This window comes from Streptomyces sp. NPDC021012, assembly GCF_044333355.1.
In the GTDB taxonomy this organism is placed as follows: Bacteria; Actinomycetota; Actinomycetes; order Streptomycetales; family Streptomycetaceae; genus Streptomyces.
This window is the reverse complement of the sequence record NZ_JBIRQU010000009.1, coordinates 155,116-179,939: the sequence shown is the minus strand read 5'-3', so window position 1 is coordinate 179,939 and position 24,824 is coordinate 155,116. Positions and strand designations below refer to the sequence as shown.

The following is a 24,824-nucleotide window of genomic DNA, read 5'->3' as shown; positions in this document are numbered from 1 at the left end:
CGACGATACCGGCGCCGTCCTCCGTCCTGTCAGCCGGGCCCGGGGCGCGGGCAGGGCCCCGGGGTACCGCCGACCGTCACGCCCCGCGGCCCCGGGTCGGGTAGGGCCCCGGCCGGGGGCCCTACCCGGCTTCACGCCTTGCGGGTCCTGGCGGCCGTCGCCTTCTTGGCCGTGGCCGTCTTCTTCGCGGGGGCCGCGGCCTTGGTGGCAGCGGCCTTGGCGGCCTTCTTGGCGGGGGCCTTCTTCGCCGCCGCCTTCTTCGCCCCGCGCGCCGCCGGGATCGTCGCCGCGTCGCTGATCCGGTCGGCGTCGAGGATCTCGCGGAGGAACTTGCCGGTGTGGCTCTCCGGGACGGAGGCGACCTCCTCCGGCGTGCCCTCGGCGATCACCAGACCGCCACCGCTGCCGCCCTCGGGGCCCATGTCGATGACCCAGTCGGCGGTCTTGATGACATCGAGGTTGTGCTCGATGACGATCACCGAGTTGCCCTTGTCGACCAGGTTGGACAGGACCTTGATCAGCTTCGAGATGTCCTCGAAGTGGAGACCGGTGGTCGGCTCGTCCAGGACGTAGACCGTGCGGCCCGTCGAGCGCTTCTGGAGCTCGGAGGCGAGCTTGACGCGCTGCGCCTCGCCGCCGGAGAGCGTCGGCGCGGACTGGCCGAGGCGGACGTAGCCGAGGCCGACCTCGTTGAGCGTGCGCAGGTGCCGGGCGATGGTCGGGACGGCCTCGAAGAAGTCGAGGGCCTCCTCGATCGGCATGTCCAGGACCTCGGCGATGGACTTGCCCTTGTAGTGGACCTCCAGGGTCTCCCGGTTGTACCGGTCGCCGTGGCAGACCTCGCACGGGACGTAGACGTCCGGGAGGAAGTTCATCTCGATCTTGATCGTGCCGTCGCCGGAGCAGTTCTCGCAGCGGCCGCCCTTGACGTTGAAGGAGAAGCGGCCGGGCAGGTAGCCCCGGACCTTGGCCTCCATCGTCTCGGCGAAGAGCTTGCGGACGTGGTCGAAGACGCCGGTGTACGTCGCCGGGTTCGACCGGGGGGTGCGGCCGATCGGGGACTGGTCGACGTGCACGACCTTGTCGACGAGCTCGTCGCCGTCCACGCGCGTGTGCCGCCCGGGCACCGACTTGGCGCCGTTCAGCTCGCGCGCCAGGTGGGTGTAGAGGATGTCGTTGACCAGGGTCGACTTGCCGGAGCCGGAGACGCCGGTGACGGCGGTGAGGACGCCCAGCGGGAAGGAGACGTCGATGTCCCGCAGGTTGTTCTCGCGGGCCCCGTGCACGGTGAGCCGGCGTCCGGGGTCCACCGGGCGGCGGAGGTCCGGGGTGGCGATCGAGCGGCGGCCGGACAGGTACTGCCCGGTCATCGACTCCTCGTTGGCGAGGAGCTCCTCCAGGGAGCCGGAGTGGACGACCTTGCCGCCGTGCTCGCCGGCGCCGGGGCCGATGTCGACGACCCAGTCGGCGACCTTGATGGTGTCCTCGTCGTGCTCGACGACGATGAGCGTGTTGCCCATGTCCCGGAGCCGGACCAGGGTCTCGATGAGCCGGTGGTTGTCGCGCTGGTGGAGGCCGATGGACGGCTCGTCGAGCACGTAGAGCACGCCGACCAGGCCGGAGCCGATCTGGGTGGCGAGCCGGATGCGCTGGGCCTCGCCGCCGGAGAGCGTGCCCGCCGCCCGGTTGAGCGAGAGGTAGTCGAGGCCGACGTCGACGAGGAAGCGGAGCCGCTCGTTGACCTCCTTGAGGACCCGCTCGGCGATCTTCTTGTCGCGGGCGTTGAGCGTGAGGCGGGAGAGGAACTCGGCGCAGTCGCTGATCGACATCGCGGAGACCTCGGCGATGGACTTCTCCATGACCGTGACCGCGAGGACGATCGGCTTGAGGCGGGTGCCCTCGCAGGTCGGGCAGGGCACCTCGCGCATGTAGCCCTCGAAGCGCTCGCGGCTGGAGTCGCTCTCGGCCTCGCTGTGCCGCCGCTTCACGAAGGAGACGGCGCCCTCGAAGGCCGGGGTGGTGTACGCCCGCTCGCGGCCGTACCGGTTCCGGTAGCGGACCTCGACCTGGGTCTTGTGGCCGTACATCAGGGCCTTCTTGGCGCGCTGCGGAAGACCCGCGTACGGGATGTCCGTGCGGAAGCCGAGGGCCTGGGAGAGTCCGCCGATGAGCCGGCCGAAGTACTCCTTGGTGTGGCCGTGCGACCAGGGGTGGATGGCGCCCTCGTCGAGGGACTTCTCCTCGTCGGGGACGACCAGCTCCGGGTCGACCTCCATGCGGGTGCCGATGCCGGTGCAGTCGGGGCAGGCGCCGAAGGGCGAGTTGAAGGAGAAGGAGCGCGGCTCCAGCTCCTCGAAGGACAGGTCGTCGTACGGGCAGTAGAGGTGCTCCGAGTACATCTTCTCGCGCTCGGGGTCGTCCTCGGCGAGGTCGACGAAGTCGAGCACGACCATGCCGCCGGAGAGTCCGAGGGCGGTCTCGACGGAGTCGGTGAGCCGGCGCTTGGCGCTGTCCTTCACGGTGAGGCGGTCGACGACCACCTCGATCGTGTGCTTCTCCTGCTTCTTCAGCGTCGGCGGCTCGCTGAGCTGGATGGTCTGCCCGTCGACGCGGGCGCGGCTGTAGCCCTTGGTCTGGAGGTCGGCGAAGAGGTCGACGAACTCGCCCTTCCGCTCGCGCACCAGCGGGGAGAGCACCTGGAAGCGGCTGCCCTCGGGGAGCTCCAGGACCTTGTCGACGATGGCCTGCGGCGACTGGCGGGAGATGGGGCGGCGGCACTCGGGACAGTGCGGCTTGCCGATGCGCGCGAAGAGCAGGCGGAGGTAGTCGTAGACCTCCGTGATGGTGCCGACCGTCGAGCGCGGGTTGCGCGAGGTCGACTTCTGGTCGATGGAGACGGCGGGCGACAGACCTTCGATGAAGTCGACGTCCGGCTTGTCCATCTGGCCGAGGAACTGCCGGGCGTACGAGGAGAGCGACTCGACGTACCGGCGCTGCCCCTCGGCGAAGATCGTGTCGAACGCGAGGGAGGACTTGCCCGACCCCGAGAGCCCGGTGAAGACGATGAGGGAGTCACGCGGGAGGTCGAGCGAGACGTTCTTGAGGTTGTGCTCGCGAGCGCCACGGACGATGAGACGGTCGGCCACGCCGGTCCGCACCTTTCTTGAGAGAGCGGATATGCCTGGGATGTGCCTGAATACCCAACAACCAAGGATGCCGGATGCTTCCATCGAGCCTATAGCACGCATATTCGATTTCCGACCGTCCCGAGACCGCTTCACCCGAATGAGTGGCGGCGCTACTGTGCGGGGCATGATCGATCACGAGCGCGACCTCGCTTCCGTACGAGAAGCGACCGAGCGGCTGCTGAACGACGCCGCCTCCTGGGACAACGCGGCCGTCGCCGAGCCGTCACGGCTTCCCGGCTGGACCCGCGGCCACGTCCTCGCCCACCTCTCCCGCAACGCCGACGCCCTGGTGAACGTTCTCCGGGGCCTGCCGATGTACGCGAGCGCCGGTGCCCGCGACGCCGACATCGAGCGCGACGCGGACCGTCCCCTCGACGTCCAGCTCGCCGACCTGCGGGCGACCGGCGAGCGCTTCCAGGAGGCCGCCGCCGAGCCCGCCGACTGGAGCCGCACCGTCGAGCTCCGCAACGGGGTCGTCGACAGCGCCTCCCGGCTCCCCTTCCGGCGCTGGGCGGAGGTGGCCCTGCACCACGTCGACCTGGGCGTCGGCCACGAGCTGGAGGACCTGCCGGAGGAGTTCGTCCAGCGGGAGATCGTCTTCCTCACGGAGCGGTTCACGGGCAACGCGGACGTGCCGCCGACCCGGGTCCTGGCCACGGACGGCCCGGGCAGCTGGACCACCGGTTCCGCGGAGGGCTCCGAGGTGACCGTGAGCGGCCCCGCCGCCGAGCTCCTCGGCTGGCTCTCCGGCCGCCGCGACGGCTCCGCCCTGAAGACCGAGGGCGGCCCGCTGCCGGAGCTCCCCCCGCTGTAGCCGCCCCTGTCACCCCCCGGGTCTAGGCTGAGGCCATGACGTACAGCGGAGTGGTGAAGGTCGGCGGCCCGGCGGACGTGCACGAGCTGACGGACCTGATGATCTCGAAGGTCGCGGTCGGCCCGATGGACAACAACGCGTATCTGCTGCGCTGCCGGGCGACCGGTGAGCAGCTGCTGATCGACGCGGCCAACGAGGCGGGCACGCTCCTCACGCTGATCGGTGACGACGGCATCTCCGCCGTCGTCACCACCCATCGGCACGGCGACCACTGGCAGGCCCTGGCGGAGGTCGTCGCCGCGACCGGCGCCCGGACCTACGCGGGCGCGTACGACGCGGAGGGCATCCCGGTCGGGACCGACGAGCTGGTGGAGGACGGCGACACGATCCGGGTGGGCCGGGTCGAGCTGACCGCCCGCCGCCTCGTCGGGCACACGCCGGGCTCGATCGCCCTGATCTACGACGACCCGCACGGCCACCCCCACGTCTTCACCGGCGACTGCCTCTTCCCCGGCGGCGTGGGCAACACCTGGAAGGACCCGGAGGCCTTCGCGAGCCTCCTCCACGACGTGGAGACCAAGCTCTTCGCGGCCCTGCCCGACGAGTCCTGGATCTATCCCGGCCATGGCAGGGACACCACGCTCGGTGACGAGCGCCCGCACCTCGCGGAGTGGCGCGAGCGCGGCTGGTGACACCGGGCGCGCGGCCTTCGAGCTGCGCACCTCCGCACGCCCCCGTAACCCGGACGGCGGCGGGGTAGTTGGCGCGACATGCGCCAAAGTCACCCTCCGTCGCCGTCCTCGACGCCTGCGGCCCCCTCGATGGGGCGGCTCGCCGCCGCCTCGCTCGTCGGCACCGCCATCGAGTTCTTCGACTTCTTCGTCTACGGGACCGCCGCCGCCCTCGTCCTGGGGCCGCTCTTCTTCCCCACCTTCTCGCCGCTGGCCGGGACCCTGGCCGCCTTCGGCACCTTCGCCGCCGGGTTCCTCGCCCGCCCCCTCGGCTCGGTCCTCTTCGGGCACGTCGGCGACCGGTACGGGCGGCGGCCGGTCCTCTTCGCCTCGCTGCTCCTGACGGGCTGCGCCACGGTCGCGGTCGGCTGCGTCCCCACGTACGCGACGCTCGGCATCGCCGCCCCCGTCCTGCTGCTCACCCTCCGTTTCCTCCAGGGGCTCGGCCTGGGCGGTGAGTGGGGCGGGGCGGTCCTGCTCACCGCCGAGCACGCCCCCGAGCGCCGGCGCGCGCTGTGGGCGAGCTTCCCGCAGATCGGCCCGCCGGTCGGCTTCCTCCTGGCGAACGGGGTGATGCTGGCGCTCACCACCGGGCTGAGCGAGGCGGAGTTCCGCGCCTGGGGCTGGCGGGTGCCGTTCTGGGCGGCGGGGCTGCTCGCGCTGGCCGGGCTGCTGCTGCGCTCCTCGCTCGCGGAGACCCCGCAGTTCGAGGAGCTGTCCTCGTCCGGGCGGCGCGCGGGCGCCCCGCTGACCGAGGTCCTCCGCGACCACTGGCGTCTCGTGCTGCTGACGGCCGGGGCCCTCGCGGTCGGGTACGCCGTCTTCTACGCGGTCTCCACCTGGGCGCTGGCCTACGGCACCGAGCGGCTCGGGGTGAGCAGCACGGTGATGCTGAGCTGCGTCATGGCGGCGGTGGCGGTCCAGGGCGCGGTCACCCCGCTCGTGGCGCTCCTCGCCGACCGCTGGGGCCGCCGGCCGCTCTGCCTGGCGGGGTGCGCGGCCTCCGCGCTCTGGATGTTCCCGATGGTGGCCCTGCTGCACACGGCGCGGCCGCTGCTGATGTTCCTCGGGTTCCTGGGCGCGCTGCTGGCCTTCATCACCATGTTCGCGGTGGTCTCCGCGTACCTCCCGGAGCTGTACGAGCCCCGTGTCCGCTGTACGGGCGCGGCCGTCGGCTACAACCTGGCGGGCGTCCTGGGCGGCGCGCTGACGCCCCTCGTCGCCACCACCCTCTCCGAGGGCGGCTCGGGCCCGCCCTGGGGTGTCGCGGCCTACCTCACGCTGATCGCCCTCCTGAGCCTCGGCTGCTTCGCCCTGCTCCCGGAGACCTTCCCGGGCCGCACCGGACGGCCGGCGCCCGAGCCGGCGGCCGCCTGAGCGGGAGCGGCGTACGAGACGGACGACGGCCGACCGGGGTGGACCCGGCCGGCCGTCGTTCGTGTGTGGGAGCTGTGCGGGAGCGTCAGGCCTCGACGCTGTCCTTCTCGGCCGCGTCGGTCACTCCGGCCGCCTCGCTCCGCTCCTGCTTCCTGGAGGCGATCAGGCTGGTGACGGTCGTGACGGCCAGGACACCGCCGATGACCGCCAGCGAGAACGGGATGGAGATCTCGGGGACGTGCACCCCGGACTCGTGCAGCGCGTGCAGCACGAGCTTCACGCCGATGAAGCCGAGGATCACCGACAGGCCGTAGCTGAGGTGGACCAGCTTCTTGAGCAGGCCGCCGATCAGGAAGTACAGCTGCCGCAGACCCATGAGGGCGAAGGCGTTGGCGGTGAAGACGATGTACGGGTCCTGGGTGAGGCCGAAGATCGCCGGGATGGAGTCGAGGGCGAAGAGGATGTCCGTGGTGCCGATGGCGAGCATCACGATCATCAGCGGGGTCAGCACCCGCTTGCCGTTGTTCCGGATGAAGAGCTTGGTGCCGTGGTACCGGTCGGCGACGCCGAACTTCTTCTCGACGGTCTTGAGGAGACGGTTCTCCTCCCAGTCGTCCTCCTCCTCGTCGGAGCGCGCCTCCTGGATGAGCTTCCAGGCGGTGTAGATCAGGAAGGCGCCGAAGAGGTAGAAGACCCACGAGAAGCTCGCGATGATCGCGGCGCCGGCGGCGATGAAGATCGCGCGGAGCACCAGGGCTATCAGCACGCCCACGAGCAGCACCCGCTGCTGGAGGTGGGAGGGGACCGAGAACTTCGCCATGATCAGGACGAAGACGAAGAGGTTGTCGACGCTGAGCGACTTCTCGGTGATGTAGCCCGCGAAGAACTCGCCGGACGCCTGGCTGTTGCCGAACACCAGCAGGCCGAGGCCGAAGAGCGCGGCGAGCACGATCCAGACGATCGTCCAGATTCCGGCTTCCTTCACCGACACGTCATGGGGCTTGCGCCCGATGAAGAAGTCGGCACCGATCAGGGCACCCAGACCGAGGATGGTCAGGACCCACAGGGTCATCGAAACGTCCATTGCGCCTCCGGCGTCGTACGGCAACTCGATCAGCGTCGTCGCTGCCGGAGGTCTCTTCCACCCGGCGGCGGACGGGCCGCCGGGCCGACGCCCCGGGATCGGATCGATGATGATCCGTCCGTATTGACGGGTACGCCGCGCATGGGGAGTACTCCCCTCCGCGCCAAGAAGACTACCCGAAAACCCAAGAGAAGGTAAAGGGGAAGGTAAAGGATCACCAAGAGGCCAGGTCAGGACTGCTTCCCATGGCGAGCTGCCGCCACCTGCGTCAGGACCTGACGGAGGATCGCGCTGCCCGGCGGAAGGAGCGGCGGCTCGTACGACCAGGCGTGGCCGACCCAGGGATCGGCCAGGTGGTCGTCGGACACCGGGGTGAGCCGCAGCAGCGAGCGCCACAGGGGGTCGAGCAGCGGTCCGTACGCGGCCGCGTCCTCCCGGGCCGCGACCATCAGCAGATGGACGCCGACCGAGGGCCCCTCGTCGGCGAGATAGCGCAGCCGGGTGACCGCCCGCTCGTCGAAGCCGTGCGGGAAGTCGTGCACCAGCAGCAGCTGCCGGGCCGTGTCCAGACCGGGCGGCAGCGCGTCGGCCGCCCCGCCCCGCAGAGCCATCTGGAGCAGGTCGACCCGCTCCGTGAGCTGTTCCAGGACCGCCGAGACCCCGGCCGCGCCCCGGGCCGGCGGGGCGGCCGCCCCCGTCTCCACGAGGGGGGCCAGGGCCGCGGCGCCCGTGCCCGCCGGATCGACGAGGTGGACGGTGAACCCGCCCGCCGGATGCGCCGCGAGCAGCCGCGCCGCGTGCGCCACCGCGCAGTCCAGGGCGAGCCGCCGCAGCTCGGCCTCGTCCAGGAGTCCGGCCGCCTCGGAGTGGCCGCGGCCGGAGTCCACCCACAGGCCCCGCTCCAGCGGCAGCCGGACGAGCATGGGGATCCGCAGGTCGGTGCGCTCGGGCAGGTGGAGGTCGCCGAGACGGACGGCCATCGGCTCCTCGGCCGGGACGCGGTAGGCATGCCAGACGGGGTTGTCCCAGCGGGCGTAGGCGACGGGCAGCGCCGGCTCGACGACCTCGGACTCGGCGACGAGCTGGGCCAGGTCCCGGTCCAGGACCTCGCGGGCCCGCTCCACGAGCTCGTCGTGCCGGGCCCGGGCGGCGGCCCGCGCGGCGTCGTTCGCGCCACCGGCCCGGGCGCGGTAGTCGGTGAGCGCCTCGTCGAGCTCCCGGTCGAGCCGGGACTCCGCGAAGTCGCGGGCGCTGCGGTAGGCGGCGGCGGTACGGGCCAGGTCCTCGAACATGCCCCACACCTGGTTGTAGAGCCGCTCGTCCATCGACCAGCCCGAGGCGTCCCCGGCGACCGGGACGGGCGGCGCCTGCCGGGGCTCGGGTGCGGGGGCCTGTCGGCGCCGGGGGTGGGAGTAGTCGATGGGACCGCCGGCGACGGGCGCGGGCGACGGATCCGGTACGGGCGCGGTCGTCGCATCCGGTGCGGGCGCGGGTGTCAGGTCCGCGGCGGGTGCCGCCGCCTGTCGGACGTGCTCCGCCCGGGGGACGCGGGCCGCCGGGGCCTCGGCCGGCCGGTCCCGCTCGGGGGCCACCGCCGCCAGGATCGACGCGGCGAGGTCCGCGGCGCGCTCCAGGCCCTGGTCGCCGAGCAGGGCCGCGAGCCCGCCCTCGTACCCCTGGCCCATGGCGCGGACCTTCCAGGCGCCCTGGCGGCGGTACAGCTCCAGGGCGACGAGGGCGGATTCCCGGTCGAGGCCGGTGATGGTGTAGCTGGCGATCTCGGCGCCGTCGGGGCCGGTGACGGCGACGAACGGGGCGGCGAGGGCCCCGAAGCGGGCGGTCGCGCCGGTCAGCGCGAGGAGGACCGAGACGCGGTGGACGGCGGCGGGGACCGCGTCCAGGTCGACGGCGAGCCGGTGGTCGGCGGCGGGCCCTCCGGGCACGGCGACACCGGGCAGGGAGGGCGCGCCGGGGTGGGCGATCCACTCCGCGCCCGCGACCCGGCCCTGTTCGTCACCGAGGGTGGCTCCGGCGAGGACGGGGTGACCGGCCGACACCCGGATCTCCAGTCGGGTCTCGGGCAGGGGGTGGTTCTGCCCCCGGACCAGCTCGGCCGTCATCGTCTCTGTCCCCTCGGTGCTTCGGTGTTTCCCGGTCATGCGGACAGCTCCCGGTGGCCTGGTGCCTCCGGGAGCTGTGGATGTGCCCTGCCGGGCCCTTACAGGTGCGGCAGGATCGCGGGCATCAGGTCCTGGAAGGTGCGGCCGTTGGCCGGGTTGCCCAGGGCCGTCATCTGCCAGCCGGAGCCGACCCGGTGCACCTTCGCCATGATCTGCGCGGTGTAGTTGCCGCCGCCGTCGAGGGTGTAGCGCGCGAGCTCCTGCCCGTTCGTCTCGTCGACGATCCGGCAGAAGGCGTTCTGCACCTCCTGGAAGGTCTGGCCGGTGAAGGAGTTCACCGTGAAGACGATCTGGTCGATGTGGACCGGCACCCGCTCCAGGTCCACGAGGATCGCCTCGTCGTCGCCGCCCTGGCCCGCGCCGCCCACCAGGTTGTCGCCGGTGTGCTTGACCGAGCCGTCGTCGCTGACCAGGTGCCGGAAGAAGACCACGTCGACCGGCTGCTTCTCGGCGAAGAGGACGGCCGAGGCGTCCAGGTCGATCTCCCGGGTGCGCGAGCCGAAGAGGCCGCGGCGCGGCGCGGCCTGCCAGCCGAGGCCCATGCGCACCTGGGTGAGGCTGCCCCCGCCCCTCTTCTCCAGGCTGATGGCCTGACCCTTGGTCATGTTGACCGACACGCGTCTGCCCCTCTCGTTGGCGTTCCCCGCGACCGCTGTTCCGGTGCGTGCGGTTGTCGAGCACCCTACGCAGCGGCACCGACACCGCGGAGGCACGGTCCGGTTTTGTGTCGGTCTTGCAACACACCGGACCGCCCCTCCGCCCCCGCCGGATCAGGCGAGTCCCGCCTCCTTCATCTGGCGCAACTCCTTCTTCAGCTCCCCCACTTCGTCACGGAGCCGGGCCGCCACCTCGAACTGCAGCTCGGCCGCCGCGGCACGCATCCGCTCGGTCATCTCCTCGATGATCGCGGCCAGTTCGGTGGCGGGCCGGTCGCCGAGATCCACGGTCGAGCCCGCCTTGCCGCCCTTGCCCCGGGCCGTGGGGCCGTGCGCGGCGAGCGAGGGCACGGGGGCCTTCGCGCCCTTGCCCTCCTTCGGCTGCCGGTAGCCGCTGCCGAGCAGTTCCTCGGTGTCGAGCTCCTCGCGCGCGATGGTCGCGACGATGTCGTTGATCTTCTTGCGGAGCGGCTGCGGGTCGATGCCGTGCTCCGTGTTGTACGCGATCTGCTTCTCGCGGCGCCGGTTGGTCTCGTCGATGGCCTGCTCCATCGCCGGGGTGATCCGGTCCGCGTACATGTGGACCTGGCCCGACACGTTGCGCGCGGCGCGGCCGATCGTCTGGATGAGGGAGGTCCCGGAGCGCAGGAAGCCCTGCTTGTCGGCGTCGAGGATGGCGACGAGGGACACCTCGGGCAGGTCGAGGCCCTCCCTCAGGAGGTTGATGCCGACGAGGACGTCGTACTCGCCGGCGCGCAGCTCGCGGAGCAGCTCGATGCGGCGCAGGGTGTCGACGTCGCTGTGCAGGTAGCGCACCTGGATGCCGAGCTCCAGGAAGTAGTCGGTGAGGTCCTCGGCCATCTTCTTGGTGAGGGTGGTGACGAGGACCCGCTCGTCGCGCTCGGCGCGCAGCCGGATCTCGTGGACCAGGTCGTCGATCTGGCCCTCGGTGGGCTTGACGACGACCTCGGGGTCGACGAGCCCGGTGGGGCGGATGATCTGCTCGACGAAGCCGTCGCCGCGCGAGAGTTCGTACGTCCCGGGGGTCGCGGAGAGGTAGACGGTCTGGCCGATCCGCTCCTGGAACTCCTCCCACTTCAGCGGGCGGTTGTCGAGGGCGGACGGGAGCCGGAAGCCGTGGTCGACCAGGGTCCGCTTGCGGGAGGCGTCGCCCTCGTACATGGCGCCGATCTGCGGCACGGTGACGTGCGACTCGTCGATGACGAGGAGGAAGTCCTCGGGGAAGTAGTCGAGGAGGGTGTTGGGCGCGGAGCCGGGCTCGCGGCCGTCGAAGTGCATCGAGTAGTTCTCGATGCCGGAGCAGGAGCCGATCTGCCGCATCATCTCGATGTCGTACGTGGTGCGCATGCGCAGCCGCTGGGACTCCAGGTGCTTGCCCTGCTTGTCGAGCTCGGCGAGGCGGCCCTCCAGCTCCCGCTCGATGTCGTTGACGGCCCGCTCCATGCGCTCGGGGCCCGCGACGTAGTGGCTGGCGGGGAAGACGTACAGCTCGCGGTCCTCGCTGATGACCTCGCCGGTGAGCGGGTGGAGGGTGGAGAGGGCCTCGATCTCGTCGCCGAACATCTCGATGCGGACGGCGAGCTCCTCGTACACCGGGAAGATCTCGATGGTGTCGCCGCGCACCCGGAAGGTGCCGCGGGTGAACGCCAGGTCGTTCCGGGTGTACTGGATGTCGACGAAGCGGCGGAGCAGCTGGTCGCGGTCGATCTCCTCGCCGACCTTGAGCGGGACCATCCGGTCCACGTACTCCTGGGGCGTGCCGAGGCCGTAGATGCAGGAGACGGAGGCGACCACGACGACGTCCCGGCGGGTGAGCAGGGAGTTCGTCGCGGAGTGGCGCAGCCGCTCCACTTCCTCGTTGATGGAGGAGTCCTTCTCGATGTAGGTGTCCGACTGCGGGACGTACGCCTCGGGCTGGTAGTAGTCGTAGTACGAGACGAAGTACTCCACCGCGTTGTTCGGCAGGAGCTCGCGGAACTCGTTCGCCAGCTGGGCGGCCAGCGTCTTGTTCGGCGCCATCACCAGGGTGGGGCGCTGGAGCTTCTCGATCATCCACGCGGTGGTCGCGGACTTGCCGGTGCCGGTGGCGCCGAGGAGCACGACGTCCTTCTCGCCCGCGCGGATGCGCCGCTCGAGGTCGGCGATGGCGGTCGGCTGGTCGCCGCTGGGCTTGTACTCGCTGACGACCTCGAAGGGCGCCACCGAACGTTCGATCTTGGAAACGGGCCGCATGCAACCACCGTACGACCCGGCACTGACACTCGGGCGGTGATCGGTTCGCCGCCCGCTCGTCCGCTCGTCCGTCACCAGTCCTGGGAGCGGTGCGCGCCGCGCGCGACGCTCCGGCGGGCGCCCCGTCCGGCGGTCCGGCCGGCGGGGCGGGCGGACCAGTTGGCGGGCTCGCCGTAGGACGGGACGTGGCGCGGGGCGGGCACGCCGGGGCGGTGCGGGGTCCTGGCGGCGGGCCGCTGCCAGTCCGGGTCGCCCATCACGAGCAGCGGGTCGAACATGACGACGACGGCGGCCAGGATCAGGAAGACCGCGGGGCCGATCAGCAGGGGCAGGAGGAGCGAGGTGGCGTTGTCGCCCGTTCCGCTCGGCGCCTCGGTGCCGTGCAGGTGGACGCTGACGGCGGCCATGGCGGTGTAGTGCATACCACTCACGGCTCCGCCCATCACCAGGCTCGCGCCGAGACTGGCCAGAAATCCATGGACGGAGACGGCCGCCCAGAGAGCAGCGGTGGCGGCCACGACGGCGATGACCACGGAGAGGGCGACGGTGAGGGTGTCGTACTCGATCCGGCCCTGGAGGCGCATGCCGGCCATGCCGAGGTAGTGCATGGTGGCGACGCCGAGGCCGGTGATCGTGCCGCCGGTGACCAGGGTGAGGGGGGTCGCCCCGCGGTAGCCGACGATGAAGATGCCGATGCCGACCATGAGGACGGCGACGCCCAGGCTGGCGAAGGTGATGGGCCGGTCGTAGGTGATCGGCGCCCGCTCGACGGAGAAGCCCATCATGGCGATGAAGTGCATCGTCCAGATGCCGCTGCCGATCGAGGTGGCGCCGAGGGCCAGCCAGCCCGCCTTGAAGCTGTCGTGGTGGCGGAGCGATCTGGTGGTGCACCTCAGGCCGAGGGCGCCGCCGAGGCAGGCCATGAGAAAGGCGGCCACCGGCGTGACGAGCCCGTAGCTGAATCCGTTGACCGTGCCCTGCATGAGCGTGCGTCCTCCACCCCTGGTGCGACGTCGTCCGAAAACAGTCGGTACCGCTGGGTAGTACTACCGGGGCGAGATTATGGCGCGCCGGGGCCCCGGCGACCATGTGACCGGGGAATTTCCGATCACTGGACCGGAGCGAGACCGGTCCGTGATCTCCGTGGGGGCCGTGGACCCGGTCGTGACCGGATTGTCGGTGGCGGGCCGTACCGTGGGCGCATGGACATCGTTGCGGGGGCGGGGCCGGCCGGCGGGGAGCGGGCCGTCCCGGTGGAGTGGACGGTCGTGGAGAGCGCCATCGGGCCGCTCTTCCTCGCCGCGACCGGGCGGGGGCTCGTGCGGGTCGAGTTCCACGCCGACGCGGCACGGCGGGAGCGGATGCTCGACCGGCTGGCGGGACAGCTCGGCGCCGAGCCGGTGGAGTGCGCCTCGGGCCTGCTCGCGGAGGCGATACGCCGCCTCGACCGGTACTTCGCGGGCGAGGCCCGCGACTTCGACCTGCCGCTGGACTGGAGCCTCGCGACCGGCTTCAACCGGCAGGTGCTGCGCGAGCTGGCGGCGAGCGTTCCGTACGGCACGGTCGTGGGGTACGGGGAGCTGGCGAGGCGCGTGGGGCAGCCGGGTGCGGCGCAGGCGGTCGGAGCGGCGATGGGCGCCAATCCGCTGCCGGTGGTCGTGCCGTGCCACCGGGTGGTGGAGAGCGACGGCGGGCTCGGCGGCTTCGGGGGCGGTCTGGAGACGAAGCGACGGCTGCTGGCCCTGGAGGGCGTACTGCCGGAGCCGCTGTTCTGAGCCGCGGCGACCGTCGCGGAAGGAGGCGGCGTTCCCATCGGATGGGACGGCTGGCACACTCACGTAAGTGACCCAGACCCCCGGCGCCCCTGACGCCACCCTGCCCGACGGCATACCCGACGCCCCGTCCGCCCCCGTCACCCCCGCCGAGCTGCCAGCCCTCCGCCGGCGTATTCAGGCCGTGCTGATCGCCACCCAGATCCTGGGAGGCCTCGGCATCGCCATCGGCGTCGCCCTCGCCGCCGTCCTGGCCAGGGACGTGAGCGGCACCGAGGCGCTGTCCGGTCTGGCGTCGACGGCGACGGTGGCCGGTCCCGCCCTGCTCGCCATGCCGCTGGCCGCGCTGATGGCCTCGCGCGGCCGCCGGGCGGGGCTCGTCCTCGGGTACCTGCTCGGGGCGCTCGGCGCCGGTGTGGTGGTGCTGGGGGCGGTCGTCGACAGCTTCCCGCTGCTGCTCGTCGGGCTCGTCGGCTTCGGCGCCGGCTCCTCGGCGAACCTGACGGCCCGCTTCGCCGCCGCCGACCTCGCCGAGCCGGACCGCAGGGCCCGGGCCATCTCCACGGTGGTGTGGGCGACCACGATCGGCGCGGTGCTCGGCCCGAACGTCGCGGCGCCCGCCGGGAAGAGCGTCTCGGACCTGGGGATCCCGGCCACGGCCGGTCCCTTCGTCTGGGCCGCCGGCGTCTTCGTGGTCTCGGCGGTCGTCGTGGCCGTACTGCTGCGCCCGGACCCGCTGCTCACCGCCCGCGCGCTGGCGGGCACCGGGCCTGGCGGGGCGGCGGAGGGCCGCTCGCTGCGGGCCGGGATGGACGCGGTGCGGAAGTCCCCGCGGGCCCGGCTCGCCCTGGTCACCATCGCCGGCTCGCACACCGCCATGGTGTCGATCATGTCGATGACGCCGGTGGCGCTCACCCGTCACGGCGCGGACATCCAGCTGATCGGCCTGGTGATCAGCGGCCACATCGCGGGGATGTACGCCTTCTCGCCGCTGATGGGCTGGCTGTCCGACCGGCTCGGCCGGCTGTCGGTGATCGGGCTCGCGGTCGGGCTGATCGGTGCGGCGGCGCTCGTCGCGGGCACGGCGGGACCGTCCCACGGCCGGACCGCCCTGGGGCTCGTCCTGCTCGGTCTGGGCTGGTCGGCGGGGCTCGTGTCCGGTTCGGCGCTGCTCACCGACTCGGTGCCGCAGGCCGCGCGGGCCGCCGTGCAGGGGCTCTCCGACTTCGTCATGAACACCGCCGCCGGGCTCGGCGGCCTCATGGCGGGCCTGATCGTCTCGCAGGCGGGCTACGGACCGCTGAACGCGATCGCCGCGTGCCTGCTGCTGCCGATGGCGGCGCTCGCCCTGCGGGGCGCCCTCAGGAAGGCCTGACCGGGACGGCCACCCGGCGGCTCCGGCGGTGCCGGCCGGGTGGCGGATGCGGAAGGCGCTCAGAGGCTGATGTGGTACGCCTTGCGCAGGGTCTCGTGCACGGTCCAGGTCGTCCGGTCGCCCTCCCGCAGCACGCATGCGTCGCCGGGGCCGATCTCCAGGGTCTCGCCGCCCTCGACGGCGACGGTCGCACGCCCGGAGACCACCACGAAGAGCTCGTTGGCCTCGGTGTCGGTGACGACGCCGGGCGTGATCTGCCAGATGCCGCGCAGCTGCTTGCCGTCGGCCGACTCCCACAGCACCTTGCCCGTCACCTCGGGCGTGCCGGAGACGATCTGGCCGGGGTCGAGGGGCTCGACTTCGAGCTCCGCGTCGGGGATGTGCACGGCGAAGGAGGGCGCGTCATGAGTGGTCATGGGCGGTGACTGTAGCCGGGGTCCGAGGGTGCTCCGAGGCCGGGAGGGGCTGGAAGAACAGCCTCCGTTTCGGCCCCCACCAGGCGTGATGCCGGCAACCCGCTTCGGCGACGAAATCCGCACCGGCCCTCCGGCACGGCGCCCCAAGGGTGCCGCGGCCGTCCCCGCCTCCTCCGCGCGGCGGCCCGTCACGGATTCCGCAGACGGTCCCCGAGGAGCGGCAGGAGGTCGCCAACGAGGTTTGCGGGGCCGGTGAGCGCGCCAAGGAATGGGACATGTCCACACAGGTGTCCGAAGAGGTACGGGAGGCGCTCCACGAGGGCCGGCCCGTCGTCGCGCTGGAATCGACGCTCATCGCCCACGGCCTGCCGCGCCCGCGCAACCTCGCCGTGGCGGCGGAGCTGGAGGAGTCGGTACGGGCCGGGGGCGCCGTCCCCGCCACGATCGCGGTCGTCGACGGCACGGCCAGGATCGGCCTCGACCAGAAGGCCCTGACCCGGATCGCCGAGGACCCGTCGGTGCGGAAGCTGGGCCACCGCGACCTCGCCCCCGCCCTGGCGACCGGGGCCACCGGGGCGACGACGGTCTCGGCGACGGCCTGGCTCGCGGACGCGGCCGGCATACGGGTGTTCGCGACGGGCGGGCTCGGCGGCGTGCACCGCGAGTGGAGCGAGACGCAGGACGAGTCCGCCGACCTGCGGCTGCTCGCCCGGGTCGGGATCACCGTGGTGTGCGCCGGGGTCAAGTCGATCCTGGACGTGCCCGCGACGCTCCAGCGACTGGAGACCCTCGGGGTGACGGTCGTCGGCTACGGCACGGAGCACTTCCCCGGCTTCTACCTCTCCTCCTCGGGCGAGCCCGTCGACTGGACCCTGCGGACCCCCGAGGAGGTGGCGGGGGTGATACGGGCGCAGGACGGTCTCGGCGGCCCCCGGGCCGCGCTCGTCGTGGCCAACCCGGTGCCGGTGACCGAGCAGCTCGATCCCGCGCTGCACGACCGGGTGCTCGCGCGGGGCCTCGCGGCGGCGAAGGAGAAGGGGATCACCGGGCAGGCGGTGACGCCGTTCCTCCTCGAATACCTGATGGTGCACACGGAAGGGGCGTCCCTGGAGGCCAACCTCGCGGCGGTACGGGGCAATGTGCGGCTCGCGGCGAGCATCGCGGGAGCGTACGCGTCGGGCACGGGGCCCGGCGGTGCGGCGACTCCGGGCATACCCGGCGCCGGGACGCACGGGGCGTCGGCGCCCGGCGCCGGCGGCCGGTGACCCGGGCCGGGGGCGCGCTGCTCGTCGTCGGGGACGTGGTCACGGACGTCGTCGCCCGGCACCGGACCCCGCTCGCCCCGGCCACGGACACGGCGGCGGAGATCCGGACCCTCCCGGGCGGCGCCGGGGCCAACGCGGCGTGCTGGGCGGCGCGTTCCGGCCTCGCCGAGGTGCGGCTGCTCGGCCGGGTGGGGACGGACGCGGCCGGCTGGCACGAGCGGGCGCTGCGCGGGGCGGGCGTGCGACCGCTGCTCGTCCAGGACCCGGACGCGGCGACGGCCACCGTGATCGCGCTCGTGGACGGCTCGGCGGAGCGCACCTTCCTGACGGACAGCGGCGCCGCGCTGCGCCTCTCCCCCGCCGACTGGTCGCCCGGGCTGCTGGACGGCGTGGCCCGGCTGCACCTCTCGGGGTACCTGTTCTTCGCCGCGCCGAGCCGCGAGACGGCCCGCCGGGCGCTGTGGGACGCGCGGGAGGCGGGCATCCCGGTGAGCGTGGACCCGGCCTCGGCGGGGTTCCTGGCGGAGCTGGGGGCGGACCGCTTCCTCGTGGCGGCGGAGGGCGCGGAGACGCTGCTGCCCAACGCCGACGAGGCCCGGTCGCTCACCGGCAGCGACGAACCGGAGGCGGCGGCCGCGGAGTTGAGCCGGCGCTTCCCGCTGGTCGTGGTCACGCTCGGGGCCGCGGGCGCGCTGGTCGCCGAGGGCGGCGCGGTCACCGCCCGGGTGACGGCGCCCCCGGCGCGGCCGGTGGACTCGACGGGCGCGGGCGACGCCTTCACCGGGGCGTTCCTGGCCGCGCTGCTCGCGGGCGAGGCCCCGGCGCGGGCCGCCGAGGCGGGCTGCCGCGCGGGCGCGGCGGCGGTCACCACCGTGGGCGGCAGACCTCCGGACGGCCCGGCCTGACCGGCGGGAAACCCCCTGCGCCCGCAGCCCCGTCCGGGCGGGGTGGCGCGGGTGTCACGCCCGCAGCCCCGTCCGGGCGGGGTGGCGCGGGTGTCACGCCCGCAGCCCCGTCCGGGTCGGGTGGCGCGGGTGTCACGCCCGCAGCCCCGTCCGGGTCGGATGGCGCGGGTGTCACGCCCGCAGCCCCGTCCGGGTCGGATGGCGCGGGTGTCACGCCCGCAGCCCCGTCCAGGCCGGATGGCGCGGGTCGTCGGCGCGGACGACGGCGTCCGCCGTCCCGGTGGGGTCGACCTCCGTCTCGTACCGGGCGAAGGCGGGCAGGGTCCAGGGCTCCTGCGTGCGCCGGGCGAGGGCGGCGGGCGAGAGGCGCAGGTGCACGGTGAGGTCGAAGGGGAACCAGTGGCCGAGCAGGAAGGGCCCGTACAGCACGAGCACCCCGCGCGGCGGCAGCGTGACGTAGGGGCTGCGGGTCGCGCGGTCCGTGACCGGGTCCCACAGGTCGGGCAGCACGCGCCCGGTGCCGCCGGGGTCCAGCGGTCCGAAGACCTCCCGCCACAGGGCCCCGGTGTCGGTCCAGCCGCTGTAGTACGCGTCGGGGTCCTGCTTCCCGTACTCGTACCGGAGGGAGGCGGGCCGCAGGAAGTCACCGGTGCTCACGACGTGGACCGCCCGCCCGCGCGTGCGCAGCGCCTCGGCGAGGAGCCCGGCGAGCTCGCCCCCGGGCGCGGCGGGCGGCCCGTCGATGCCCACCTTGAGCCATGCGTCGCCCGCCCCGGCGGGGGACGCGTCGAGGTGTCCGGCGAGCGTCTCCGCCAGCCGGTCCCAGGTGATCGCCTCGTATCGCATGTGGCCCATCCTGCCTGCCGCCCGGCCCCTGACGTGTACCGGTCGACGCCCCGGCATTACGGTGATCTTGCCGCGCCACCGCGCGGAGCCCACGGAGGAGAGGACTCGTACCCCATGAGCCCGCGTCAGGAAGCCCTGCCCTACGAGACCACCGGGGCCACGACGCCCTTCGGACTCGGACTGCACCACGTGCAGCTCGCCCTGCCGCCGGGCGAGGAGGAGGTGTGCCGCGGCTTCTACGTGGACGTCCTCGGCATGACCGAGATCCAGAAGCCCCCGGTGCTCGCGGCCCGCGGCGGCCTGTGGGTGCGCTCGGACGCGCTGGAGATCCACCTGGGCGTCGAGGAGGACTTCCGGCCGTCCCGCAAGGGCCACCCGGGCATCCTGGTCGCCGACATCGACGGCCTGGCGGAGCGGCTGACCGGTCGGGGGACCGAGGTGACCTGGGACGACGACTTCCCGGGCCACCGGCGCTTCTACACCGCCGACTGCCACGGGAACCGGCTCGAATTCCTCTGCCCGAAGAGCTGACCCCCCCTCCCGGCTTGACCTTGTCACTGGCGTCAGGGTCCGACCCTCGGTCCATGGACACCACCACACCCACCAGGGTCGTCGTCGTCACCGGCGCGGGCACCGGCATCGGCCGGGCCACCGCGCGCTCCTTCGCCGGGCAGGGGGCGACGGTCGTCGCCGTCGGCCGCAGGGCGGAGCCGCTGCGGGAGACCGCCGAGGGGCACCCGGGCATCCGTCCGTTCGCCGCCGACGTCACGGCGGAGGGCGCGGCCGAGGAGATCGTCCGCACCACCCTCGCGGACCACGGCCGGCTCGACGTCCTCGTCAACAACGCCGGGATCGCCGCTGGCGGCCCGCTCGGCACCCTCGACCGTTCCGTGATCGCCCCGCTCCTGGAGACGAACCTCGTCGCCCCGGTCCTGCTCACCCAGGCGGCCGTCCCCGCGCTCCGGGAGTCCCGGGGCGTCGTGGTGAACGTGACGACGACGATCGGTCAGCGCGGCTGGCCCGCCAACTCCTTCTATCCGGCGACCAAGAGCGCCCTGGAGACCCTGACCCGCTGCTGGGCCGTGGAGCTCGCGCCGGCCGGCGTCCGGGTCGTGGCGGTCGCGCCCGGCGCGATCGAGACCCCGATCGCGGACCACATGGGCCTCTCCCCCGAGCAGCGCGAGGCCGTACGGGCGTGGCAGCTCGCGCACACCCCCCTGGGCCGGGTCGGCAGGCCGGAGGAGGTCGCCTGGGCGATCACCTCGCTCGCCGCTCCGGACGCCGCCTTCCTGACCGGCACGGTCCTGCCCGTCGACGGGGGCGCGCTGGTCGCGTGATACGACTGCGCGAGGAGGTGGCGTCCTTGCGCATCGGTGAACTGGCCCGGCGGACCGGGGTGTCGGCCCGCGCCCTGCGGCACTACGAGCAGGCGGGGCTGATCACGTCGGTCCGCGCGGCCAACGGGTACCGGACGTACGAGGAGATCGCCGTCACGCGGGTGTCGAACATCCGGTACCTGCTGGACGCGGGGTTCACCCTGGACGACGTGGCCGCGTTCCGGACCTGCCTGGACGGGGACGTCTCCGCGGCCCCGCCGTCCGCCCGCGCCCTGGAGATCGCCCGCGAGCGCCTCGCCGTGATCGACGCGCGCATCGCGGCGCAGACGGCGGCCCGTGACCGCCTGGCGAAGGCCCTGGCCGCGCAGTCCTGAGGCCCGACCCGCACCGCGCGGCCCTGACCCCGGGCCGACGGACCCGGGCCGACGAACCCAGGCCGACGAACCCAGGCCGACGAACTCAGGCCGACGAACTCAGGCCGACGAACTCAGGCCGGCACGACGGCCGGCGCGGGCCGTTCCAGCAGCGCGCGGCCCGACTCGACCGCCTCGCCCAGCGTCAGCTCCCCCGCGGCGAGGGCCCGGCAGGTCGCCGTGTCGGTCCGCAGCCGGGCGTCGGGGGCGTCCACCCCTCCGTCCCCGTAGGCAACGGCCCCGTCCGCCCCGATTCGTACGTGGAACTCGCCCTCGTCGAGGGTCACTTGGAAGACCCCCGCGCCGAGCTCCGCCAGCACCCCGAGGAGCGGGATCGCGTACCAGTGGGCGCGGACGGCGTCGGTGGGCCGCGGCTCTCCGAGGTCGGGCGCGCCCCAGGCGGCGAGGGTGCGCAGGACGGGCAGCAGGTCGCGGCCGCGCGGGGTGAGTTCGTACACGTACGCCGAGGCGGGCGGGGGCAGTCGGCGCCGGGTGACGAGCTCGGCGCCCTCCATGTCCTTGAGGCGCCCGGCGAGCATGTCGGTGCTGACGCCGGGGAGGTCGGCGTGGAGGTCGGTGTAGCGGCGCGGCCCGGCGAGGAGTTCGCGGACGACGAGCAGGGTCCAGCGGTCGCCGACGAGGTCGAGGGCGCGCGCGGCGGCGCAGTGCTGGTCGTAGCTGCGGCGGCGTGGCTGACGTGGCATGCGACGCAGTCTAGACATGTTGTTGGACTTTCCAAGCTCGAACTTGGTAAAACCAAGCAACACTGATTCCGGGGACCTGGGAGGTCGGGCATGGAGTTCCGGCAGTCGAGCAAGCTGAACGAGGTCTGCTACGAGATCCGCGGCCCGGTCATCGAGCACGCCAACGCGCTGGAGGAGGCGGGCCACAGCGTCCTGCGCCTCAACACCGGCAATCCGGCGCTCTTCGGCTTCGAGGCGCCCGAGGAGATCGTCCAGGACATGATCCGGATGCTCCCCAAGGCCCACGGCTACACCGACTCGCGCGGCATCCTCTCCGCCCGGCGCGCGGTCGCCCAGCGCTACCAGTCCATGGGCGTGCCGGACGTGGACGTCGACGACGTCTTCCTCGGGAACGGCGTGTCCGAGCTGATCTCGATGGCCGTCCAGGCCCTCCTGGAGGACGGCGACGAGGTCCTCGTCCCCGCCCCGGACTACCCGCTGTGGACCGCGGTGGTCACACTGGCGGGCGGCAGGCCGGTGCACTACCTGTGCGACGAGGCCGCCGACTGGTACCCGGACCTCGACGACATGGCGTCGAGGATCACCGACCGCACCAAGGCCATCGTCGTCATCAACCCGAACAACCCCACGGGCGCCGTCTACCCGAAGGAGGTCCTGGAGGGCATCTTCGAACTCGCCCGCCGCCACGGCCTGATGGTCTTCGCCGACGAGATCTACGACCAGATCGTCTACGACGAGGTCGTCCACCACCCGGCCGCCTCCCTCGCCCCCGACCTGGTCGTCCTCACCTTCGGCGGGCTCTCCAAGACCTACCGGGTCGCGGGCTTCCGCTCCGGCTGGCTGGTCGTCACCGGCCCCAAGCAGCACGCGAAGAACTACCTGGAGGGCCTCACCATGCTGGCCTCCATGCGACTCTGCCCCAACGCTCCCGCCCAGTACGCCATCCAGGCCGCGCTCGGCGGCCGGCAGTCGATCCACGAACTGACCGCGCCGGGCGGCAGGCTGCGCGAACAGCGCGACCGGGCCTGGGAGAAGCTCAACGAGATCCCGGGCGTCTCCTGCGTGAAGCCGAAGGGCGCCCTGTACGCCTTCCCGCGCCTCGACCCCGCCGTGCACAGGATCCACGACGACGAGAAGTTCGTCCTCGACCTGCTCCTGCGGGAGAAGATCCAGGTCGTACAGGGCACCGGCTTCAACTGGCCGCGCCCGGACCACTTCCGCATCCTGACCCTGCCGTACGCCGACGACCTCGACGCCGCCATCAGCCGCATCGGGCGCTTCCTGAGCGGCTACCGGCAGTGACGTCCAGGCCCCTCTGCTGTCATGATCTACGGGTCCGAGGGCCTCTGACGGCCGAGGGGAAACGGGAGGGCGGGACCGGTCATGGATGCGGCGCTGATAGCCGTGGCGGGAACCCTGTTGGGCGTCGTCTTCACCCACTGGTTCCAGGGGCGGGCCACCGAGCGCACGGCCGCGCTCGCCCGCACCGAACAGCTCCGGCAGGAACGGATCTCGACCTACAGCGCCTTCGCCGGCGCCGTCGTCGACTACCGGCACAGCCAGAACGACCGCTGGTTCCGGGCGCGCCAGCAGCCAGGCTCGGAGGAGGCGGAGGAGTCCCGGCACGCCTCCTACCGGCAGCGCACCGCCGCCCGGCAGGCCCTCTTCCGCGTCCAGCTGGTGTGCGACGACCCGGAGGTACGACGGCTCGCCGAGGCGGCCTTCGTGGACTCCCACTGCATGCACGAGGCGGTCGACGAGGCGGACCGCGCCCGCCGCTCCGAGCAGGCCAAGGAGGCGCTCGCCGTGTTCATCGCCGCCGCCGCGCCCGGCGTCCGCTGACCGGGGAGCCGCCGTGGACCTCGTCGCGCCCGTCGTCGTCGAACCGCTCAAGCGCCGCCGCTGCTCGGAATGCCACCGGGGGCCGCTGGAGCGGATGATCGTCGAGTTCAACGCGCCGGTCTGCCTGGACTGCGCCGATCTCGGCCATCTGGTCTTCCTGCGCCGGGGCGACACGGCGCTCACCCGCCGCGCCCGCGAGGCCAGCACGCTGTGGGCCGTGGTCGTACGGCACAACCGGCGCCGCACCCGGTACGAGCGGCAGGGCCTGCTCGTCGAGGAGGCCGCCCTCGCCGCGGCGGAACGGGCCTGCCTGGCGGACGCCGAGGCGCGGGCCGCGCGGCGGGCCCGGGACGCGGTGCGGCGCGCGGCCCTCGACGTCGAGATCACCGAGGTCCTCCGGGCGGAGATCCTCCGGCTCTTCCCCGCCATCCCGGCGGACCGGGCCACGGAGATCGCCGTCCACGCCTCGGCGAAGGGCAGCGGACGGGTGGGGCGCACGGCCGCGGGCCGCTCGCTCGACCGCGGCGCGGTCACCGCCGCGGTACGAGCCTCCGTACGGCATGTCGACACGCCGTACGACTCCTTGCTGATGCAGGGGGTTCCCCGACACCAGGCCCGGACGAGGATCGCGCCCGCCGTCGAGGCGGTGCTCCGGACCTGGCGAGAAAGCGGGGCCGCGGGCGGCCGGGAACACGGCTGACGGCTCGGGCGTCAGCCCGCGTCGGCCGGGCCGCGAGGGGCGGACCCTCAGACCTGGTCGCCGGTGCGGCGACCACGGCGGTACAGCAGGGCGCCGCCGAGGAGCAGCGCGGCGCTCGCGGAGCCGGCGTAGCCCATGGCGTCCGAACCCGTGGAGGCCAGCGAGGCCTTGCTCGTCTCGCCCTGCGGGGCCGGGGCGGGGGCCGGGACGGCGGGGGTCACGGTCTCGGCCTGCGGCACCGGCACGTTCCGCACGGGGGTCTGCGGGCGCGGGGTCGGCGTCTCGATCGGCTGCTCGGGCTTGGCCGGGCCGTTCACGGCGGTGTTGCCGAGGGCCGGGTTGAGCAGTCCGACGACGTTGACCGAGTTCCCGCTGATGTTCACGGGGAGGTCGACGGGCAGCTGGAGGCCGTTCCCGGAGAGCACGCCGGGGGATCCCTGGGCGTGGCTCTCGGCGGTGGACCCGCCGCCGTTGGAGGTGCCGCCCCCGTGGGAGCCACCCGCCTGGGAGCCGCCGGCCTGCTCCCCGCCGCGCGGGGTGCCGGGCTGGTCCTTGTGGGCGCGGCCGACGCCGCTCTCGTCCCCGTAGCCCCCGGTCTCGCGCTCGGCGGAGCGGTTGGCACAGCTGTTGCCCGCGGCCGGGTTGAGCAGTCCGACGACGCTGACCGTGTTGCCGCAGACGTTGACCGGCACGTGCACCGGCAGTTGAAGCGTGTTGCCGGAGCCGACTCCCGGCGAACCGACCGCGGCGCCCTGGGCGCCGGCGTCTGCGTGCGCGGCGCCCGCCGAGAGGGCGAGCGCTCCACCCGTGACCAACAGTGTGGCCAGACCACTTCGGCGAATCTGCCTCATGGCTTCCTGCCTTCCGGAGGTGTGCACGGGCAAGTGCCCGTACCGGAATCAACGCGACAAACGTGCGTGCCGGATCCGGCCGTTGACGGGTTTCACCCCATCGAGTGGGACTCGT

Annotated in this window: 23 protein-coding genes; 13 read left to right on the top strand and 10 right to left on the bottom strand. The window is 73.0% G+C overall.

Annotation, left to right across the window (positions count from 1 at the left end; translation table 11 throughout):
- Window positions 1–131 precede the first annotated feature (131 nt).
- Window positions 132–3,146 (bottom strand): excinuclease ABC subunit UvrA, encoded by a 3,015-nt coding sequence (gene uvrA / locus ACH4TP_RS27900; protein ID WP_398439433.1) that lies wholly within the window; start codon window positions 3,144–3,146, stop codon window positions 132–134.
- 166 nt (window positions 3,147–3,312) lie between these two features.
- Here uvrA and ACH4TP_RS27895 point away from each other — a divergent pair, with 166 nt between their 5' ends.
- From ACH4TP_RS27895 to ACH4TP_RS27885, 3 genes are all read left to right on the top strand, one after another.
- Entirely contained in the window at window positions 3,313–4,002 is a 690-nt protein-coding gene (locus ACH4TP_RS27895; RefSeq protein ID WP_389223665.1) for a maleylpyruvate isomerase family mycothiol-dependent enzyme, read from the top strand.
- 35 nt (window positions 4,003–4,037) lie between these two features.
- Window positions 4,038–4,694, top strand: coding sequence for an MBL fold metallo-hydrolase (locus ACH4TP_RS27890; RefSeq protein WP_398177391.1), 657 nt, complete (start codon window positions 4,038–4,040; stop codon window positions 4,692–4,694).
- Window positions 4,695–4,823: 129 nt separating this feature from the next.
- Window positions 4,824–6,110: an MFS transporter gene (locus ACH4TP_RS27885; protein ID WP_389223669.1), complete on the top strand. Its 1,287-nt coding sequence runs from the start codon at window positions 4,824–4,826 to the stop codon at window positions 6,108–6,110.
- 85 nt (window positions 6,111–6,195) lie between these two features.
- On the opposite strand, the gene ACH4TP_RS27880 is transcribed toward ACH4TP_RS27885, so the two are convergent.
- The 5 genes from ACH4TP_RS27880 to ACH4TP_RS27860 all read right to left on the bottom strand — a co-directional run bounded on the left by ACH4TP_RS27880 (window position 6,196) and on the right by ACH4TP_RS27860 (window position 13,266).
- The gene (locus tag ACH4TP_RS27880; RefSeq protein WP_398177394.1) at window positions 6,196–7,194 is read right to left on the bottom strand and encodes a TerC/Alx family metal homeostasis membrane protein; all 999 of its coding nucleotides are present in this window, start codon (window positions 7,192–7,194) and stop codon (window positions 6,196–6,198) included.
- Window positions 7,195–7,424: 230 nt separating this feature from the next.
- Window positions 7,425–9,314 carry a TerD family protein gene (locus ACH4TP_RS27875; RefSeq protein WP_398439432.1) on the bottom strand — a complete coding sequence of 630 codons (1,890 nt, stop codon included), beginning with the start codon at window positions 9,312–9,314 and terminating at the stop codon, window positions 7,425–7,427.
- Window positions 9,315–9,412: 98 nt separating this feature from the next.
- Complete coding sequence (locus ACH4TP_RS27870; RefSeq protein WP_030692674.1) at window positions 9,413–9,991, bottom strand: TerD family protein; 579 nt, start codon at window positions 9,989–9,991, stop codon at window positions 9,413–9,415.
- A 153-nt stretch (window positions 9,992–10,144) separates the two neighbouring features.
- Window positions 10,145–12,283, bottom strand: a complete 2,139-nt coding sequence (gene uvrB, locus ACH4TP_RS27865; RefSeq protein ID WP_389223678.1) for an excinuclease ABC subunit UvrB — start codon at window positions 12,281–12,283, stop codon at window positions 10,145–10,147.
- A gap of 71 nt (window positions 12,284–12,354) precedes the next feature.
- Window positions 12,355–13,266: an MHYT domain-containing protein gene (locus tag ACH4TP_RS27860; protein WP_398177402.1), complete on the bottom strand. Its 912-nt coding sequence runs from the start codon at window positions 13,264–13,266 to the stop codon at window positions 12,355–12,357.
- Between the two features lie 219 nt (window positions 13,267–13,485).
- Here ACH4TP_RS27860 and ACH4TP_RS27855 point away from each other — a divergent pair, with 219 nt between their 5' ends.
- A complete protein-coding gene (locus ACH4TP_RS27855; protein ID WP_398177405.1) occupies window positions 13,486–14,058 on the top strand; it encodes a methylated-DNA--[protein]-cysteine S-methyltransferase in 573 nt (190 codons plus the stop codon).
- A 67-nt stretch (window positions 14,059–14,125) separates the two neighbouring features.
- Window positions 14,126–15,430: an MFS transporter gene (locus ACH4TP_RS27850; RefSeq protein ID WP_389223686.1), complete on the top strand. Its 1,305-nt coding sequence runs from the start codon at window positions 14,126–14,128 to the stop codon at window positions 15,428–15,430.
- A 59-nt stretch (window positions 15,431–15,489) separates the two neighbouring features.
- On the opposite strand, the gene ACH4TP_RS27845 is transcribed toward ACH4TP_RS27850, so the two are convergent.
- On the bottom strand, window positions 15,490–15,846 hold the full coding sequence (locus ACH4TP_RS27845) for a cupin domain-containing protein (protein ID WP_389223689.1): 357 nt from the start codon (window positions 15,844–15,846) through the stop codon (window positions 15,490–15,492).
- 275 nt (window positions 15,847–16,121) lie between these two features.
- Here ACH4TP_RS27845 and ACH4TP_RS27840 point away from each other — a divergent pair, with 275 nt between their 5' ends.
- The gene (locus ACH4TP_RS27840; RefSeq protein ID WP_398177410.1) at window positions 16,122–17,111 is read left to right on the top strand and encodes a pseudouridine-5'-phosphate glycosidase; all 990 of its coding nucleotides are present in this window, start codon (window positions 16,122–16,124) and stop codon (window positions 17,109–17,111) included.
- Window positions 17,108–18,016 carry a carbohydrate kinase family protein gene (locus ACH4TP_RS27835; RefSeq protein WP_398439431.1) on the top strand — a complete coding sequence of 303 codons (909 nt, stop codon included), beginning with the start codon at window positions 17,108–17,110 and terminating at the stop codon, window positions 18,014–18,016. Before ACH4TP_RS27840 ends, ACH4TP_RS27835 begins: the two co-directional genes overlap by 4 nt.
- Before the next feature lie 210 nt (window positions 18,017–18,226).
- On the opposite strand, the gene ACH4TP_RS27830 is transcribed toward ACH4TP_RS27835, so the two are convergent.
- Window positions 18,227–18,862, bottom strand: a complete 636-nt coding sequence (locus tag ACH4TP_RS27830; protein WP_398439430.1) for a uridine kinase — start codon at window positions 18,860–18,862, stop codon at window positions 18,227–18,229.
- Between the two features lie 114 nt (window positions 18,863–18,976).
- On the opposite strand from ACH4TP_RS27830, the gene ACH4TP_RS27825 reads away from it, so the two are divergent.
- Genes ACH4TP_RS27825 through ACH4TP_RS27815 form a run of 3 tightly spaced genes read left to right on the top strand, consistent with a single transcriptional unit; the run spans window position 18,977 to window position 20,573 of the window.
- Window positions 18,977–19,393, top strand: a complete 417-nt coding sequence (locus ACH4TP_RS27825; RefSeq protein WP_398439429.1) for a glyoxalase — start codon at window positions 18,977–18,979, stop codon at window positions 19,391–19,393.
- 53 nt (window positions 19,394–19,446) lie between these two features.
- Entirely contained in the window at window positions 19,447–20,199 is a 753-nt protein-coding gene (locus ACH4TP_RS27820; protein ID WP_398439428.1) for an SDR family NAD(P)-dependent oxidoreductase, read from the top strand.
- Window positions 20,200–20,225: 26 nt separating this feature from the next.
- Entirely contained in the window at window positions 20,226–20,573 is a 348-nt protein-coding gene (locus ACH4TP_RS27815; RefSeq protein WP_398177423.1) for a MerR family transcriptional regulator, read from the top strand.
- 113 nt (window positions 20,574–20,686) lie between these two features.
- On the opposite strand, the gene ACH4TP_RS27810 is transcribed toward ACH4TP_RS27815, so the two are convergent.
- Window positions 20,687–21,316, bottom strand: a complete 630-nt coding sequence (locus ACH4TP_RS27810) for a winged helix-turn-helix transcriptional regulator (protein WP_398439427.1) — start codon at window positions 21,314–21,316, stop codon at window positions 20,687–20,689.
- A 90-nt stretch (window positions 21,317–21,406) separates the two neighbouring features.
- Between ACH4TP_RS27810 and ACH4TP_RS27805 the strand changes: the two genes are divergently transcribed.
- The 3 genes from ACH4TP_RS27805 to ACH4TP_RS27795 all read left to right on the top strand — a co-directional run bounded on the left by ACH4TP_RS27805 (window position 21,407) and on the right by ACH4TP_RS27795 (window position 23,858).
- The gene (locus tag ACH4TP_RS27805) at window positions 21,407–22,618 is read left to right on the top strand and encodes a pyridoxal phosphate-dependent aminotransferase (protein ID WP_398439426.1); all 1,212 of its coding nucleotides are present in this window, start codon (window positions 21,407–21,409) and stop codon (window positions 22,616–22,618) included.
- An 81-nt stretch (window positions 22,619–22,699) separates the two neighbouring features.
- Entirely contained in the window at window positions 22,700–23,158 is a 459-nt protein-coding gene (locus tag ACH4TP_RS27800) for a hypothetical protein (RefSeq protein ID WP_389223717.1), read from the top strand.
- 13 nt (window positions 23,159–23,171) lie between these two features.
- Entirely contained in the window at window positions 23,172–23,858 is a 687-nt protein-coding gene (locus ACH4TP_RS27795) for a DUF2293 domain-containing protein (protein WP_398439424.1), read from the top strand.
- A gap of 47 nt (window positions 23,859–23,905) precedes the next feature.
- Here the strand turns inward: ACH4TP_RS27795 and ACH4TP_RS27790 are convergent, their stop codons facing one another.
- A complete protein-coding gene (locus ACH4TP_RS27790) occupies window positions 23,906–24,709 on the bottom strand; it encodes a chaplin (RefSeq protein ID WP_398439423.1) in 804 nt (267 codons plus the stop codon).
- Window positions 24,710–24,824 lie beyond the last annotated feature (115 nt).